The 15,886-nt window shown below is 34.8% G+C and carries 12 protein-coding genes, 1 pseudogene and 1 other annotated feature; of the genes and pseudogenes, 12 read left to right on the top strand and 1 reads right to left on the bottom strand.

Annotated elements, in window-relative coordinates; genetic code table 11:
- The first annotated feature begins 14 nt into the window (after positions 1-14).
- From hitR to Y7E_RS0115400, 6 genes and pseudogenes are all read left to right on the top strand, one after another.
- Complete coding sequence (gene hitR, locus Y7E_RS0115425; RefSeq protein WP_026049224.1) at positions 15-692, top strand: envelope stress response regulator transcription factor HitR; 678 nt, start codon at positions 15-17, stop codon at positions 690-692.
- The gene (locus tag Y7E_RS0115420; RefSeq protein WP_017152171.1) at positions 689-1,747 is read left to right on the top strand and encodes a sensor histidine kinase; all 1,059 of its coding nucleotides are present in this window, start codon (positions 689-691) and stop codon (positions 1,745-1,747) included. Before hitR ends, Y7E_RS0115420 begins: the two co-directional genes overlap by 4 nt.
- Positions 1,748-2,032: 285 nt before the next feature.
- Positions 2,033-2,752 carry a 3-ketoacyl-ACP reductase gene (locus Y7E_RS0115415; protein WP_017152170.1) on the top strand — a complete coding sequence of 240 codons (720 nt, stop codon included), beginning with the start codon at positions 2,033-2,035 and terminating at the stop codon, positions 2,750-2,752.
- A 141-nt stretch (positions 2,753-2,893) separates the two neighbouring features.
- A pseudogene (locus tag Y7E_RS29955) lies at positions 2,894-3,565 on the top strand (O-methyltransferase).
- Between the two features lie 156 nt (positions 3,566-3,721).
- The gene (locus tag Y7E_RS0115405; protein ID WP_017152167.1) at positions 3,722-4,594 is read left to right on the top strand and encodes an aminoglycoside 6-adenylyltransferase; all 873 of its coding nucleotides are present in this window, start codon (positions 3,722-3,724) and stop codon (positions 4,592-4,594) included.
- Positions 4,595-4,758: 164 nt separating this feature from the next.
- Complete coding sequence (locus Y7E_RS0115400) at positions 4,759-5,604, top strand: peptidoglycan-N-acetylglucosamine deacetylase (RefSeq protein ID WP_017152166.1); 846 nt, start codon at positions 4,759-4,761, stop codon at positions 5,602-5,604.
- A 397-nt stretch (positions 5,605-6,001) separates the two neighbouring features.
- On the opposite strand, the gene Y7E_RS0115395 is transcribed toward Y7E_RS0115400, so the two are convergent.
- Entirely contained in the window at positions 6,002-6,610 is a 609-nt protein-coding gene (locus tag Y7E_RS0115395) for an NUDIX hydrolase (RefSeq protein WP_017152165.1), read from the bottom strand.
- An 88-nt stretch (positions 6,611-6,698) separates the two neighbouring features.
- Here Y7E_RS0115395 and Y7E_RS0115390 point away from each other — a divergent pair, with 88 nt between their 5' ends.
- From Y7E_RS0115390 to Y7E_RS0115365, 6 genes are all read left to right on the top strand, one after another.
- Positions 6,699-7,337, top strand: coding sequence for a pyridoxamine 5'-phosphate oxidase family protein (locus tag Y7E_RS0115390; RefSeq protein ID WP_017152164.1), 639 nt, complete (start codon positions 6,699-6,701; stop codon positions 7,335-7,337).
- Between the two features lie 674 nt (positions 7,338-8,011).
- Positions 8,012-8,245, top strand: a binding site (T-box leader).
- 156 nt (positions 8,246-8,401) lie between these two features.
- Positions 8,402-9,697, top strand: coding sequence for a homoserine dehydrogenase (locus tag Y7E_RS0115385; RefSeq protein ID WP_017152163.1), 1,296 nt, complete (start codon positions 8,402-8,404; stop codon positions 9,695-9,697).
- Positions 9,690-10,748 carry a threonine synthase gene (thrC, locus tag Y7E_RS0115380; RefSeq protein WP_017152162.1) on the top strand — a complete coding sequence of 353 codons (1,059 nt, stop codon included), beginning with the start codon at positions 9,690-9,692 and terminating at the stop codon, positions 10,746-10,748. Before Y7E_RS0115385 ends, thrC begins: the two co-directional genes overlap by 8 nt.
- The gene (gene thrB, locus Y7E_RS0115375; protein WP_017152161.1) at positions 10,745-11,650 is read left to right on the top strand and encodes a homoserine kinase; all 906 of its coding nucleotides are present in this window, start codon (positions 10,745-10,747) and stop codon (positions 11,648-11,650) included. Before thrC ends, thrB begins: the two co-directional genes overlap by 4 nt.
- Before the next feature lie 188 nt (positions 11,651-11,838).
- The gene (locus Y7E_RS0115370; protein ID WP_017152160.1) at positions 11,839-14,148 is read left to right on the top strand and encodes a glycoside hydrolase; all 2,310 of its coding nucleotides are present in this window, start codon (positions 11,839-11,841) and stop codon (positions 14,146-14,148) included.
- A gap of 277 nt (positions 14,149-14,425) precedes the next feature.
- A complete protein-coding gene (locus tag Y7E_RS0115365; protein WP_017152159.1) occupies positions 14,426-15,424 on the top strand; it encodes an LCP family protein in 999 nt (332 codons plus the stop codon).
- Positions 15,425-15,886: the final 462 nt, after the last annotated feature.

Genomic DNA, 15,886 nt, shown 5'->3' with positions numbered 1-15,886 from the left:
GAAGAGGTGACGATTTGATGGCGAAAATTTTAGTAGTAGATGATGATCCACACATTAGAGAATTAGTTTCTGTGTTCTTGGAACGAGAAGGTTTTCAAACATACGAGGCGATTGATGGGATGGATGCTCTCCGTAAAATAGAAGAAGTGAAAATGGATATGGTTATACTCGATATCATGATGCCAAATATGGATGGCTGGGAACTATGCTATGAATTAAGAAAATATTACGATATCCCTCTTTTAATGCTTACAGCAAAAGGAGAAACTTCGCAAAAGGTGAAAGGGTTCCAGTTAGGGACAGATGATTATCTCGTAAAACCTTTTGATCCATTAGAATTAGTTGTACGAGTAAAAGCGTTACTGAAGCGATATCAAATCAATGTATCACAGTCTATCCAAGTGGGAAATGTATTATTAAATCGTAAAACATTTGAAGTTACAATTGGAGAGCAAACGATAACATTACCTTTAAAAGAATTTGAGCTATTGTTTACTATAGGTTCAAAGGTAGGTAGAACATGCTCAAGGGAGCAATTGATTGAAGCAGTGTGGGGGTATGATTTTGAAGGGAATGAACGGACTTTGGATGTTCATATTAATCGCTTGCGTGAAAAGTTTCAGGAAGAGCAAACAGGTTTTACAATAAAGACAATTCGTGGGCTAGGTTATCGATTAGAGGTAAGGAAATGAGTAGACGAAAGTTTTGGAAGGTAATAGTAAGTGTTGGGGGAGTATTCCTCTCTCTTATTATACTTTGGGCAATTGCCTTTTTTGTATCATCATATGTGCTACGTGTTTTAAGCATAGAAGTGGCACCTTTTGTTAGCTTTCTGATTAGTAATATTTTAAGTTTGTTATTTGCTATTTTAGCTAGTATGACAATTGGACTTTTAATGAGACCAAAGCGAGAAGCAATGGTTTGGTCTATTATTGAGCCGATACAAAAAATTACAAAAGGTGATTTTTCTGTGAAAATAAGGAATGAAGAGCAGTATGATGGAGAAATAGGTGTCCTTGTGAAAAGTATTAATGAAATGGCGGATGAATTGAATGCAATGGAAAGAATGCGACAAGAATTTGTATCTAATGTTTCGCATGAAATTCAATCGCCGCTAACATCGATTAAAGGATTTGCGCGCGCACTCCAAGATGATCACTTACCAGATGAAAAGAAAAAGCATTACCTTACGATCATTGAAACAGAGACAACAAGGCTATCTAAGCTTAGTCATAATTTGCTTAAATTAACGTTGTTAGAATCTGAAGAACATTTGCCAGAGCATATAACATATAGATTAGATCAACAATTAAAACAAATTGTGCTAAATTGTGAACCGCTTTGGAGTGAAAAGGAAATTGAGTTAGAACTATCTTTAGACAAAGTATACGTTACGGCGGATAAAGAAAGTATGAGTCAAGTATGGATAAATTTACTTCATAATAGTATTAAATTTACGCCAAGTGGTGGAGCAATTACGATTCAATTAATGCAAAATGACGAACAAGCTGAGGTTCATATTCGTGATACAGGAATAGGAATATCAGAGGAAAAAAAGCAACATATTTTCGAGCGATTTTATAAAGTAGATTCATCACGAAATCGTGCACATGGGGGGAACGGCTTAGGATTGGCGATTGTGAAAAAAGTGATTGACCTTCACCAAGGGAAGATACGGGTAGAGAGTGTGGTTGGAAATGGAACTGAATTTATTGTTTCGATTCCTGGCAGTAAATCTATAAACTAAAAGAACATGACCCGAATCAATATAGATAAGATAACGAAGAGAGAAGCATAGTTTCTCTTCTTCTAAATAGCAATAGTCTTTTAGAATACAGCCCGTATTCAAAACAAGAAATATTCTATGTCTAAGAATGATTAAATATGTGTAATGTTATAGAGACTATATTAAACACATTAGTTACTTACAAGTAACCTACGCACATCAAAGTGCATAATTGCATTTAGGGTGATATACATATAGAATTCATGGTATGAAAAAGTAACTTAGAATGATTGAGGAGTGTTATATTTGGCAGAGTTATTACAAGGGAAAAATGCATTAATTACAGGAGCAGGAAGAGGAATTGGCCGTGCTGTAGCAATTGCTTTAGCAAAAGAAGGCGTAAATGTTGGCCTTTTAGCGCGCTCTGAAGAAAACTTAAAAGCAGTGGCGAAAGAAGTGGAAGCTGAAGGCGTAAAAGCTGTTATTGCTACTGCTGATGTATCTTCATATGAAGAAGTTACTACTGCTATTGAAACATTAAAAAGTGGATTAGGTTCTATCGATATTTTAATTAATAATGCAGGTATTTCTAAGTTCGGTAAGTTCTTAGAATTAGATGTTGCTGATTGGGAAAAAATTATCCAAGTCAACTTAATGGGTGTATATTATGCAACTCGTGCAGCATTGCCAAGCATGATTGAACAACAATCTGGTGACATCATTAACATCTCATCTACAGCTGGACAAAAAGGTGCACCAGTAACAAGTGCATACAGTGCTTCAAAATTTGGTGTTCTTGGTTTAACAGAATCATTAGCGATGGAAGTACGTAAACACAACATTCGTGTAACAGCTTTAACACCAAGTACAGTTGCAACAGATATGGCAGTAGAATTAGGATTAACAGATGGTAATCCAGATAGAGTCATGCAAGCAGAAGATATTGCAGAGTTTATCGTAGCGCAGCTGAAATTAAATAAACGTACATTTATTAAATCTGCTGGGCTTTGGTCTACTAATCCGTAAGAAATTGTATATGAATAAAAAAAGATTTGGTTTAAAGCCAAATCTTTTTTATTTATTTTTAATTCCGAATTTTATGAACTATAATGGAAGTGAAAGTTATTGAAGGGTTATCCCATACAATTCGAAGGGAATGGTATTTACGTGAATCATATTGATAAATGGACAGCTGTTGATGACTATATTACGAATTTACTTGTGCCAACTGATTCTATTCTTGAAGAGGTACTTCAAGTGAATGCGGAAGCTAATTTGCCAGCGCATGACGTTTCAATAGCTCAGGGGAAATTCTTATAATTACTTGTACAAATCCACGGGGCACGGAATATTTTAGAGATTAGAACTTTAGGGGGATATAGCACAATATGGCTTGGAAGAGCATTACCAACAGGTGGTCGTCTTATTACGCTTGAAGTAAGTGAAAAGTACGCTGAAATTGCTCGTGCTAATATTGAAAGAGCTAAATTGAGTGATGTAGTTCATGTACGAACAGGGATGGCAATAGACTCCTTACAACAAATAGCTAATGAAGATTATGAGCCATTTGATTTTATTTTTATTGATGCGGATAAACAAAACAATTCAGCGTATTTTGAGTGGGCTCTTAAACTTTCAAGGCGTGGTAGCTTAATTATTGGAGATAATGTAGTGCGTGAAGGGGAAGTGATTGATGCTTCAAGTGATGATTCGCGTGTACAGGGGATACGTCGTTTCTATGAATGAATTGCTGCTGAACCGCGTGTAAGTGGCACAGCAATTCAAACAGTAGGGAGTAAGGGATATGATGGATTTGTAATGGCGCTTGTAACAGAGTGATAAAATTTAAATGGCGTCGATCTACTAGACTAGGAGGAAAAAATGAAGAAAATGTTTGATATGTTATAACATGTATGGAATACAGGTGATTCTTCTCGTGCCCCTCCAAAATGAATATAGTACGGTGCACTAATAAAATTTGGAGGTTATGAAAATATGAGAAGCGAAAAAGAAATGATGGATTTAATATTAAATACAGCGAGAGAAGATAAACGTATTCGTGCAGTTATTATGAATGGTTCTCGTGTGAATCCAAATGTGAAGAAAGACTGTTTTCAAGATTACGATATTATATATGTTGTGAAAGATATAAGGTCATTCACATCTGATCACAGCTGGATAAATAGATTTGGAGAAATAATGATTGTACAAATGCCAGAAGAAAGCACTTTAGTTCCACCAGAAGAGGATGGGAAATTTCCTTATTTGATGCAGTTTATAGACGGGAATCGAATCGATTTGACTTTAGTTCCAGTAGAATTAGTAAATGAACTTCTTGATAGAGATAGCTTAAGTGTACTTCTTCTTGATAAAGATGGCTGTATTGAACCATTTCCACCAGCAAGTGATTCAGATTATCTTATAAAAAGGTCAATTGAAAAAGAATTTGCGGATTGCTGTAATGAGTTTTGGTGGTGTAGTACCAATGTTGCAAAAGGATTGTGGAGAGAAGAGCTACCCTATGTAAAAGGGATGCTTGAAGGTCCTGTGAGAAATATGCTGATGCAAATGCTAGAATGGCATATTGGGATAAAGACAAATTTTACAGTTAGCGCTGGGAAATTTGGAAAGTATTTTGAACAATATCTTGAGAATGACATGTGGAAACGATATGTGGAGACTTTTTCAAATGCAGAGTATGAAACCATTTGGAAGTCTTTCTTTGTAATGGAAGATTTATTTAGAGAAACTGCAATCGGAGTTGCTAGCTATTTTAGTTATGAATATCCACGAAATGATGATGACAGAGTGATAAGGTATTTAAAGCATGTGAAATCTTTACCGAAAGATAGTAAAGCAATTTATTAATTGTATATGATAAAGTCAACACCGTTCAAATAATTGGACGGTGTTATTTCTGTTTCGAAAGTTCTAACACAATATGAATCAATAGCATATAAAAACTGAAGAGAGTTTTTTTATAACAGAGATATAAGGGGAAATTTACAGCTTTAAAGGGGAGATTTATCATAATGTATTATTTCTATCCATCAGAAATATTGCTTCCTTTTCAATGGATTCCAGAGCGTAATATACCTTTGTATAATGCGTATTCCTATATGCCGTATCCTAGTACATTTCATTATCAAAACTATTTAAATATAACTCCTAACTTATCAAATATTAGTTTAGAAAATGAAGTTCAAGGTGGAGAAGAGCTTAGAGGATCTTGGACTCCGTTTTCATGGGTTGAAAAATATGCTTATGCGTTTTCAGGTCCGTATAATAAAGCTGAAGTTGCTCTTACATTTGATGACGGACCAGATCTTGTATTTACTCCGCAAATATTAGATAAGTTAAAAAATTATGGTGTAAAAGCTGCTTTTTTCCTTCTTGGCGAAAATGCAGAAAGATATCCTAATGTAGTAAAGCGAATTGCAAATGAAGGCCATACGATTGGGAATCATACGTATAATCACCCAAATTTAGCGAAGGTGAGCGATGAAGAATATCGGAATCAAATCGTAAAAACAGAAGGGATATTGCAGAAGTTGGCAGGATACGCTCCGAAGTTTATCCGTCCACCTTATGGCGAAATACGCGAAAAACAACTGGAATGGGCTACAGGGCAAAACTTTATGATTGTGCAGTGGAGCGTAGATACCGTTGATTGGAAAGGTGTAAGTGCAGAAAAGATTACAAATACTGTATTAGGGAATGCGTTTCCGGGAAGTGTTATATTACAACATTCTACGCCAGGAGGGAACTTGCAAGGATCCGTAGACTCATTAGATCGGATTATTCCTGAACTGAAAGCGAAAGGGGCGCGATTTGTGACGCTCCCTAGCATGTTTCAAACGTCGAAACAGAGAAAGTAAATAAATATGAACTCGAATGAGAAAAACGATATGAACTCTTTCTATTTAGACGGAAGAGAGCATCCAAAATATCAATATATTAAATAATTAATAGGGAAAAAATAATAGGGGCATTCATTTATACATCATTTAAATAAGAATGATGTATGTTTTTATTTATGATTATATTAATCATTGATATGTTTGTACTAGTAGAGAAGAAATTAAAGGTACTGGAGAAACAATAAATCGTCTTTATCACGTATTAGTTGGTAGTAATACTCCTCTTCAAAATTCAGTGAAATCAAAGATAAGGAAATTAGGTGGGAGGTGAACTGATAATAAAAGTCCGATTGGTGAGAGTTGATTAAAGTTTGAGTCCTCCTATTTAAGTAGGGGGGACCCAAGCTTTAAAAAATTATTGTTTTTTTAGCATAGCTCGTCCTTTTTCTATGACAAATTTATAATATTCAAGTTCATATGGATAGATATCTTCAAATGTTATTGTAATAGGTTTAGCGTCTTTGTTTAAAACCGGAATGCCTATTGTAGATAAGGTTTCTCCTTTTAAAAGCTGTAAAAAAGAAGTTGCATTTACTTTCATTACATCTTCAACCTCATCACCTGGAGTAAACGGAAGTGGTCTTGTAACAGCGTGAAAATACATATGGCACATTTCACGGTCAATGAAGTGCGGGGTTTCATGATTGATTTTAAAAATGCCTTTGTATTCTAAATCAGTAGCTCGAAAGGATAGACCTAATTCCTCTTCTATTTCACGAAGACCACCAATTCCTGCATCTTCACCATGCATAATATGTCCAGCAGATGTAATATCCCATTTTCCTGGGAAATCTTTTTTGTTTTTAGCTCGTAATTGGAAGTATAAAAAAATGTCTTCGTTTTCTTTTTCTACAAACCAGCAATGGAATGTTTCGTGCCAATCACCGTCACGATGTACATCATCACGTAGTTTTTTTCCAATTTTGTTTCCTTCTGTATCAAATATCGTTAACCATTCTGTCATTTATATTCCCCTTTCTGTATAGTTTAGTATACAATAATTGTATGTAATTTTGGGAAAATAAAGAAAAATAGTAAGGGGTGTATATTGAATGGGACTGGAGGAAAGAAAAATAAATTCTTTCATTTCAACGGAAGAAGAATTACGTCTTATTTTAGGGTATCCAAGTGAGCGTGCGGTGAAGAAAGTGATTCCATCTCTTGATCATCATTGTCGTGACTTTCTGTCTAAATCTCCTTTTCTAGTAATGTCTACTTCAGACAAATTTGGTCATTGTGATGCATCACCTAAGGGAGATGCACCTGGATTTGTATATGTTTTAAATGAAAATCAAATTGTAATTCCAGAAAGACCAGGGAATCGGCGAGTTGATTCTATTCTTAATATTTTATCTAATCCAAGGATAGGACTTATCTTTTTTATTCCAGGACTTGGGGAATCATTACGAATAAATGGTCGTGCAACTATCACAAAAGACGAAGAAATTTTAGAAAAAATGCAAGTGAATGGCCGTAGTCCACTGGTTGGAATTGTTGTAGAAATAGAAGAATGCTTTATTCATTGTGCAAAAGCATTCATAAGATCTAAGTTGTGGAATCCAGATTCTTGGTTAGAAAAGGAAGAATTGCCATCAGCGGCAAGAATACTTGTTGATCATGCCAAAGTGAATGCAAATGAAGAAGAAGTCGCACGCTCTTTAGAAGAGAGTTATACAAAAAGGTTGTATTGAAAAAATTGTATAGTATGTTGTTAGATAAAGTATATAAATATAATTCATATAAAGGCGTTTTTTCATTGATAATTAGAAAGCCTTGGAAACTAGAAATACAATAATATAAGTTGTTATTATCCGCATAATCCGCACTTTTTTTAATGAAAAGGATGCAGATTTAATAGCTTTAGTGATTGGTGATGATATTATTTCAAGATATGAAATAAGACAGTAATTGTGTTATGTGGAAAAGATTATATAAATATCAAAATAAATATTTTTTTAAAAATAAGCTTGCTTTTTTGAATTGTCGTAATTATAATAATTTAACAAATAGACATGAACGAAAAGTAACGATAAGGACACGAGATCATTTTTACGGTTTGCAGAGAGGGAGGCCATAGGCTGCGAGCTTCCTAACACGGAAAATAATCTTACCACCTTTGAACTCTGGTAGTGAACGAGTAATCTAGTAATTATTGGCGGTCTCAGCCGTTATCTGATCTTGAGCAATCCAAAGCGAATGTATATTTGGATTGGAACAAGGGTGGAACCACGAAAACACATTCGTCCCTTTTTTAGGGGTGAGTGTGTTTTTTTATATGGAATAAATATTTAAAAATTAAAAAAATAAAAACTTTTCTTGCTTTTTTGTAATATGTACGTATAATGAATTAACAAATAGAACTGAACGAAAAGTAATGATAAGGACACGAGATCATTTTTACGGTTTGCAGAGAGGGAGGCCATAGGCTGCGAGCTTCCTAACACGGAAAATAATCTTACCACCTTTGAACTTCAATAGTGAACGAATAATCTAGTAATTATTGACGGTCTCAGCCGTTATCTGAACTTGAGCAATTCAAAATGAATGTATGTTTGGATTGGAACAAGGGTGGAACCACGAAAACACATTCGTCCCTTTTTTAGGGATGAGTGTGTTTTTTTATACAATTTATTACTGAATTGAAAGGAGGTGCAGTTAGAGTGAGACGATTGATACGAACGAGAACCACCATGGACTGCGCAAATAGGAAGAAAATAATGATCAAATACTTTGAAAAATAGGAGGAGATTTAAAAATGAGAAATGTAGTACATGTTGGAGTATTAGGGCTTGGAACAGTAGGGAGCGGTGTCGTTCATATTTTGAAAGATCATAAGGAAAAAATAAGTCTTGATACAGGATATGAAGTAAAGGTAAAGGCAGTGGCAGTACGTGATGTGGAAAAAGAACGTGATGTTTCAATTGATGGAATTAGGATAACAAGTGATGCAAATGAAATTTTAGAAGACTCTAATATTGATATCGTAGTAGAGGTGATGGGGGGGATCCAAGAAGCAAAACAGGCTATTGTCAGGGCGTTACGTAATAAAAAACATGTCGTAACTGCAAATAAAGATTTAATGGCTGTATATGGTAATGAATTATTAAAATTAGCGAATGCAAATGGCTGTCAGTTGTATTATGAAGCAAGTGTAGCTGGAGGAATTCCAATTTTAAGAGGACTAGCAGACGGCTTAGCTTCGGATCATATAGAAAAGATTATGGGAATTGTAAATGGTACAACAAATTATATATTAACAAAAATGAGTCAAAATGGTTGGTCATATGAACAGGCGCTGCAAGAAGCGCAAAAACTAGGCTTTGCAGAATCAGATCCGTCAGCCGATGTAGATGGACTAGATGCTGCGCGAAAGGTGGCTATTCTTGCAAACTTAGGGTTTTCGATGAATGTTTCTTTAGATGATGTACATGTTCGAGGTATTCGAAATGTAGAAAAAGAAGATTTAGAAATGGCTAGGAAACTAGGTTTTACTATGAAACTGGTTGGGAAAGCGGAGAAGCAAGGTTCAGCTATTAACTTAAGTGTAGCGCCTACTTTATTACCGAGTCATCACCCCCTATCTAATGTGAATAACGAATTTAACGCAGTATATGTACATGGTCATGCTGTTGGTGAAGTTATGTTTTATGGGCCAGGGGCTGGAAAATTACCAACAGGATCTGCTGTAGTGAGTGATATTATTTCAATCGTTAAAAACATGAATCAAGTAGTGAAAAGTCAAGATGTGTTAAAAGAGTTAGTGCCTTATAAATTAAAACAAGATGAAGAAGTTGTTTCGAAATATTTCTTACGTATTTTATTACGGGACGAACCAGGAATGTTTCAAAAAATAACAGAATGTTTCGTTAATGAATCGATTAGCTTAGAAGAAATTATACAACTGCCATTCAATCAAGAGCTTGCAGAAATTGTAATTGTGACACATCAAACTTCAAAGTATCAATTTGAACAAGTTTTAACATTGCTAGAGAATGTAACAAATGAAATAAAAAGTTATTACGCTATTGAGGAGGAAAAAGAATATGTATAAAGGACTATTAAATCAATATGCTTCTTATTTACCAGTGAATGATAATACACCAGATGTAAGCTTGATGGAAGGAAATACACCACTCATTCCACTTCTGAATATTTCTAAAGAATTAGGGATTCATTTATATGGAAAATATGAAGGGGCTAACCCAACAGGATCTTTTAAAGATAGAGGAATGGTGATGGCGGTTGCGAAAGCAAAAGAAGAAGGATCACAAGCAATCATTTGTGCTTCAACAGGCAATACTTCCGCATCGGCAGCGGCATATGCCGCTCGCCTTGGGATGAAGTGTATTATCGTTATACCAGAAGGGAAAATTGCTCATGGAAAGTTAGCACAGGCAATCGCATATGGAGCGGAGATTATTTCAATAGAAGGAAACTTTGATGATGCACTTCGAGCTGTACGCCAAATCGCGGCAGAAGAGCCGATTACATTAGTAAACTCTGTAAATCCATATCGAATTGAAGGACAAAAAACAGCTGCGTTTGAAATTTGTGACCAGTTGCAAAAAGCACCAGATGTTCTTGCTATTCCGGTTGGAAATGCAGGTAACATTACAGCGTATTGGAAGGGATTTTGTGAATATGAGAAAGAAAAGGGGTTCAAGAAGCCGAGAATTCACGGTTTTGAAGCGGAAGGTGCAGCTGCAATTGTTAAAGGTCATGTCATTGATTCGCCAGAAACAGTCGCAACTGCGATTCGCATTGGGAATCCAGCAAGCTGGTCCTATGCTGTAGAAGCAGCGGAGCAATCAAATGGTGAAATTGATATGGTAACAGATGAAGAAATTTTAAATGCTTATCGGTTGTTAGCGAAAACGGAGGGAGTTTTTGCAGAACCAGGGTCAAATGCTTCTCTGGCAGGTGTAATTAAACATGTTCAAGCAGGAAAAATTCATAAGGGCGAGACGGTTGTTGCTGTGTTAACAGGAAATGGTTTGAAAGACCCTGACATTGCTATTGCTTCTAATCATTTGGAGATTGCAAGTGTTTCAAATGATATAGAACAAATAAAAGAACATATTAAAGGAGTGATTGTTTCGTGATTCCATTTAAAGTTCGTGTTCCAGCTAGTACGGCAAATGTAGGTCCTGGTTTCGACTCTGTTGGAATAGCGTTATCATTATATTTGGAAGTAGCTGTGAAAGAAAAGTCAACTCATTGGCATGTTGCACATTCATTTGATTCTTCAATCCCGAATGATGAAAGGAATTTAATTGTAAGTACGGCACTTAAAGTATGTCCTTCCTTATCTCCATATAGAATAGAAGCTACTAGTAATATTCCGCTCGCGCGAGGGTTAGGTAGTAGCGCATCAGCCATTGTAGCAGGAATAGAGCTTGCCAATCAACTTGGGGAATTACATTTAACAACAGATGAGAAAGTTCACCTTGCTACGAATTTCGAGGGACACCCTGATAATGTAGCTGCTTCTATTTTAGGAGGTATCGTTATTGGTGCGATGGATGGAAATCATGTGTCTGTTGTTAGAATAGAGAGTAAAGAATTAGGTGTAATCTCTCTTATTCCTGATGAAGAATTAAATACAAATAAAAGTCGTTCTGTATTACCAGAGACATTTCACTTCCATGATGCAGTTCGTGCCAGCGCAGTAAGTAACGTATTAGTGGCAGCATTATGCCAAAAGAAATGGGAAATTGTTGGTGAAATGATGGAAAGGGATCTGTTTCATGAACCATATCGTTCACAGCTTATTCCCTTATTACCAGAAATTCGCCAGTATGCAAAAAAAAATGGAGTATATGGAACTGCGCTTAGTGGTGCTGGACCAGCAGTTTTTATTCTGACTCCGTATGAAAAACGTCAGGAAATTGCTGTGCAATTAGCAAAAATGTTTCCGGTGATGCGAGTTTGTGAGTTAGAGATTGATCATGAAGGAACGGTTGTGAAAAGAGGGCAAGGTGCGGGTTTATCAGTAGGAAAATAAAGTGCTAAAGCAAAAGAGTACAGACTTAATCTAAAAGATTAAGTCTGTACTCTTTTGCTTTATTCATTAAAATACTAGAGCTTTTTATAATGAACTACGTTTGTATCTCCAATGATTTCTTTATCATTTAGCATTTGCCACATTCCTGTAACAAACCACCTGTATATTCAGTGGTGGAGGTGCAGAAGATGAAAAAAATGATGACGATATGTCTTCTTACAATAATGACAATCACGGCTTTGACAGGATGCGATTGGAAAGAAAAGAATGTTTCACATGAATTCAAAGCAAAAAAAGTAACATATAAAGATTTTTCGTATGAGGTGAATCCAGAAACGTTTTCTTTAACAATAGACAATGATGGAGTGAAGGAACAAGCATCACAGCCTTTACCGAAAATGAAAGTATCAAAATTGAAAAAAGATGATACACATACATCATGGGAATATCCTGATCAGAAAGTAAAAGTGAATTTGGAAAAGAAAAAAGATCATTTGAATATTGCGATTGAATCTACAGGTGCAGAAAGCTTTACTTGGCCAAAAGTGCAAGCTGAGAATTATACACTTCCTTTATGGGAAGGTAAGTATATTTCGAGTAATGATGAGAATTGGAAGAAATTCTTAAAAGATGAAACGTATTCATTTGCGGAGTCATTTTCAATGAAATTTTTTGCATTAAATGGTTCGAAATATTCCATGATATATGTTGCAAACAATATGTTTAATAACGAAGTGAACTTCCATTCTGATCCGAAAATTAGATTTGATTTCACTCATGAATTTCCGAGTATTAACAAAAATAAATCGTACGGTTTTCAACTGTATGTGACTGATAATGATGCAGTAAATATTGCGAAATTGTATAAGAACAATATTGTAGAGAAAGGTGAATTTAAAACATTACAAGAGAAAGCAAAACAAAATAAAGAAGTCGCAAAGTTATACGGAGCAGCTCATTTTTACTTTTGGAATCAAAATGTTTTATCGCAAAGTGATGTAGATTGGCCAAAACTAAGACAACAAATCAATAGTCCTGTATTTGACTGGATGAAAGAATTAATTCAAAAATATAGTAAAGAGCCTGGCGAATTAAATGTATTTGATCAAATTAATAAGCAAGATTTTATTAATAAGTATCAGAAAAATGTTGTTTTACGTTATATAAATGAAGTATTGGGCAGGAAGGAGTTTTATAAAGAAGATATTTTTCAGAAAGTTGATGATGAATCAAATCGGTTATTGAAAAAAGGCATAGATCACTTAACTGAAACGGAATTGTATAGCTTAAATAAACATTTGTTAAAATCTGTACTTGGTGATGCAGTTGAGGATGTTGAAAAATGGGGGAGTGCAGATGGAACAAATATATTAAAAGAGATGAATGAAGCAGGTATTGACCATGCATGGGTTGGACTGCCAAATTGGGAGCAAGGATTCATTCAACCAGAATTTGTGAAGCAAGTTGAGAAAATGGGATACTTAGTTGGTCCATATGATTCTTATCATTCCATTCATGAAAAAGGTGATAAAAATTGGAATACAGCTTCTTTTAAAGATCCTTCATTATTTGAAGGTGCAACGGTTGCGAAAAAGAATGGTGAGAAAATACAAGGATTTTTAGGGAGAGGTCGTAAATTAAATCCTACATTATCTTTGCCTAGTGTGAAAGAACGTGTCAGTGACATATTAAATAATGGTACCCCATTTAATTCCTGGTTTATTGATTGTGACGCTACAGGGGAAATTTATGATGATTATTCTCCAAAACATATTACAACACAAGAACAAGATTTAAAAGCACGTTTAGAACGGATGGGTTATATCGCGAAAGAAAAAGGTATGGTTGTTGGCTCTGAGGGTGGAAATGATTTTGCAAGTCAAGTTATTGCTTTTGCACATGGTATTGAAACGCCCGTTATTAAATGGGCCGATGAAGATATGAGAAAGAATAAGACAAGTCCATATTATGTTGGGGGTTACTGGTCACCAAATCAAAACGTTCCAGAAAAGTACGCAAAACAAGTGCCAGTAAAGGAAGAATATAAGCAAGTATATTTAAATCCAGTGTATTCAATACCGTTATATAAATTAGTGTACAATGACTCTGTAATTACAACTCATCATTGGGAATGGGGCAGCTTGAAGGTAAAAGATGAAGTCGGAAATCGAATGTTATATGAACTATTGTATAACGTTCCTCCTTTATATCATTTAGACGAAGTGGAATGGAAGAAGCATAAAAATGAAATTACGCATCATTTAAAAATATGGGAAGCATTTCATAAAAAAGCAGTAACAGAAGAGATGACGAACTTTGCATATCTTTCAAAAGACAAACTTGTGCAAATAGCTTCTTATGGAAAGGACATAAAAATAATTGTAAACTTCTCTGACCAAGATGTGAAAACAGAAGATACAAAAGTACAAGCAAAATCAGCTGTGATTTATGAAAAAGGGAAGGGAATGATTTACAAACCTGAAATAAATAAACAGTGATAAATGTAGCAGATTCCCACTGGTATGGTAACGAAAGTGCTAATTGGTGAGGATTTTTGTACTATTATATAATGAATAAGGTTGTGGATTTTTTGAAATTAACGTTTGGTATCTTGTTAAAATACAACACGAGAGTATAATGTGAAATGAAATACATATTGATTTTACTTCTTTACAACCAAACCTTACAAAAATGTAAGGTGAATGAAATGAAATTCAATATGAAGATTGATAGACATGGAGTATACTAGGGAAAGAGAAAGAGAGGAGAATAGACATGAGCTCTGAATTAGAACAAAACACAAGAAGTAAAAAGAAACGTTCTAAAAGAAAATCTGTGAAATGGTTCATCTTGATTCCATTTTTACTGCTCGTTTTTGGAGGAGTAGGGTATGGTTCGTTTTTATATAATAAAGCAAACGCGGTTGTAAGTGATGCGTATGCCGAAATTGATAAATCGACTAAACGTGATAAAGAGGTTGAACCGTTAAAAGATAATATTTCTGTTTTAATTATGGGTGTTGATGGAAGCGATATTCGAAAAGGACAATATGGAGAAGCTGTTCGTACGGATGCACTACTATTGGCAACAATTAATAAAGATGATAAATCAATAAAATTAGTAAGTATTCCACGTGATACTCGCGTGTACATTCCATCAAGAAAGAAATTGGATAAAATTACGCATGCTCATGTATTCGGTGGAGTTGAAAGTACACGAGATACAGTAGAGAGATTTTTAAATGTTCCAGTTGACTATTATGTGAAATTTAACTTTGATTCCTTTGTGAAAATTGTAGATTCACTTGGTGGTATTGATATTGATGTACCAGTTACATTTACAGAACAAGATAGTAAAGATCAAGCAGGTATGATTCATTTAGAAAAAGGCTACCAACATTTAAACGGAGAGCAGGCTCTAGCGTTGGCGAGAACACGTAAAATTGATAGCGATGCAATGCGTGGTCAAAGACAAGAGCTCGTTATTGAAGCGATTGCGAAAAAAGCAATGTCTGTTCAATCAATTAGTAAATTAGGTTCCCTTTTAGATGCAGTTGATAACAACATGAAAACAAACTTAACATTTGATGATATGATTTCCATTACAAGAAATATGGCTGGAACTGATTTGCAAATGGATAAAATGCAAATAGAAGGTACGGATAAACGTATGGGCGGTATATATTACTACATTCCAAACGAAAAAAATGTGCAAGACATCTCTAAAAAGTTGAATGAGCATCTAGGTGTTACGCCAAAAGCGGTTCGAAACTAATTGTAAAAGGTTGGCGCCTAGCCAACCTTTTTTAGTTCATGATATATGGATTATCAGTATTAAATAAATCAAAATACTATTAAAGTTATTTAAAAATGTTTACATATATAATAAAATGCATATATATAGTTAACGAAGAATTACGAATTACACGAATTAGGATAAAACTTCCTTTGTATATAGTTTGTTAATGTTCATTTTAGAAGGTTGAAAAGAAATTGAATATACAAATACAAATTGAAAAACCGACTAAAAATCTTTCTTTTTAGATGGGAGAGAGTATTCGTCCATGCGTAGAAGCGGTCAGATTCTCTTCTTGCCTCATACATAAGAAGTTAAAACAAAGAGAGAAAACGAGTGTATGCCACCTTTTGTTCTTCGTGGCAGCGACTTATATGTTAGAAAATTAAAATGGATATACATACTAATATGAATGGAAGAATTATATAAGATTAATAGAAA

The organism is Bacillus bingmayongensis (genome assembly GCF_000299035.1).
Classification (GTDB): domain Bacteria; phylum Bacillota; class Bacilli; order Bacillales; family Bacillaceae_G; genus Bacillus_A; species Bacillus_A bingmayongensis.
The sequence above is the reverse complement of the archived record's forward strand: the minus strand, read 5'-3'. Positions and strand labels throughout refer to the sequence as shown.

Bases quoted from the DNA above. Each gene is read 5' to 3' on its own strand.
- Y7E_RS0115420 (WP_017152171.1), top strand. From the start codon at position 689: ATGAGTAGACGAAAGTTTTGGAAGGTAATAGTAAGTGTTGGGGGAGTA.
- Y7E_RS0115405 (WP_017152167.1), top strand. From the start codon at position 3,722: ATGAGAAGCGAAAAAGAAATGATGGATTTAATATTAAATACAGCGAGA.
- Y7E_RS0115400 (WP_017152166.1), top strand. From the start codon at position 4,759: ATGTATTATTTCTATCCATCAGAAATATTGCTTCCTTTTCAATGGATT.
- Y7E_RS0115395 (WP_017152165.1), bottom strand. From the start codon at position 6,610: ATGACAGAATGGTTAACGATATTTGATACAGAAGGAAACAAAATTGGA.
- Y7E_RS0115390 (WP_017152164.1), top strand. From the start codon at position 6,699: ATGGGACTGGAGGAAAGAAAAATAAATTCTTTCATTTCAACGGAAGAA.
- Y7E_RS0115385 (WP_017152163.1), top strand. From the start codon at position 8,402: ATGAGAAATGTAGTACATGTTGGAGTATTAGGGCTTGGAACAGTAGGG.
- thrC (WP_017152162.1), top strand. From the start codon at position 9,690: ATGTATAAAGGACTATTAAATCAATATGCTTCTTATTTACCAGTGAAT.
- Y7E_RS0115370 (WP_017152160.1), top strand. From the start codon at position 11,839: ATGAAAAAAATGATGACGATATGTCTTCTTACAATAATGACAATCACG.
- Y7E_RS0115365 (WP_017152159.1), top strand. From the start codon at position 14,426: ATGAGCTCTGAATTAGAACAAAACACAAGAAGTAAAAAGAAACGTTCT.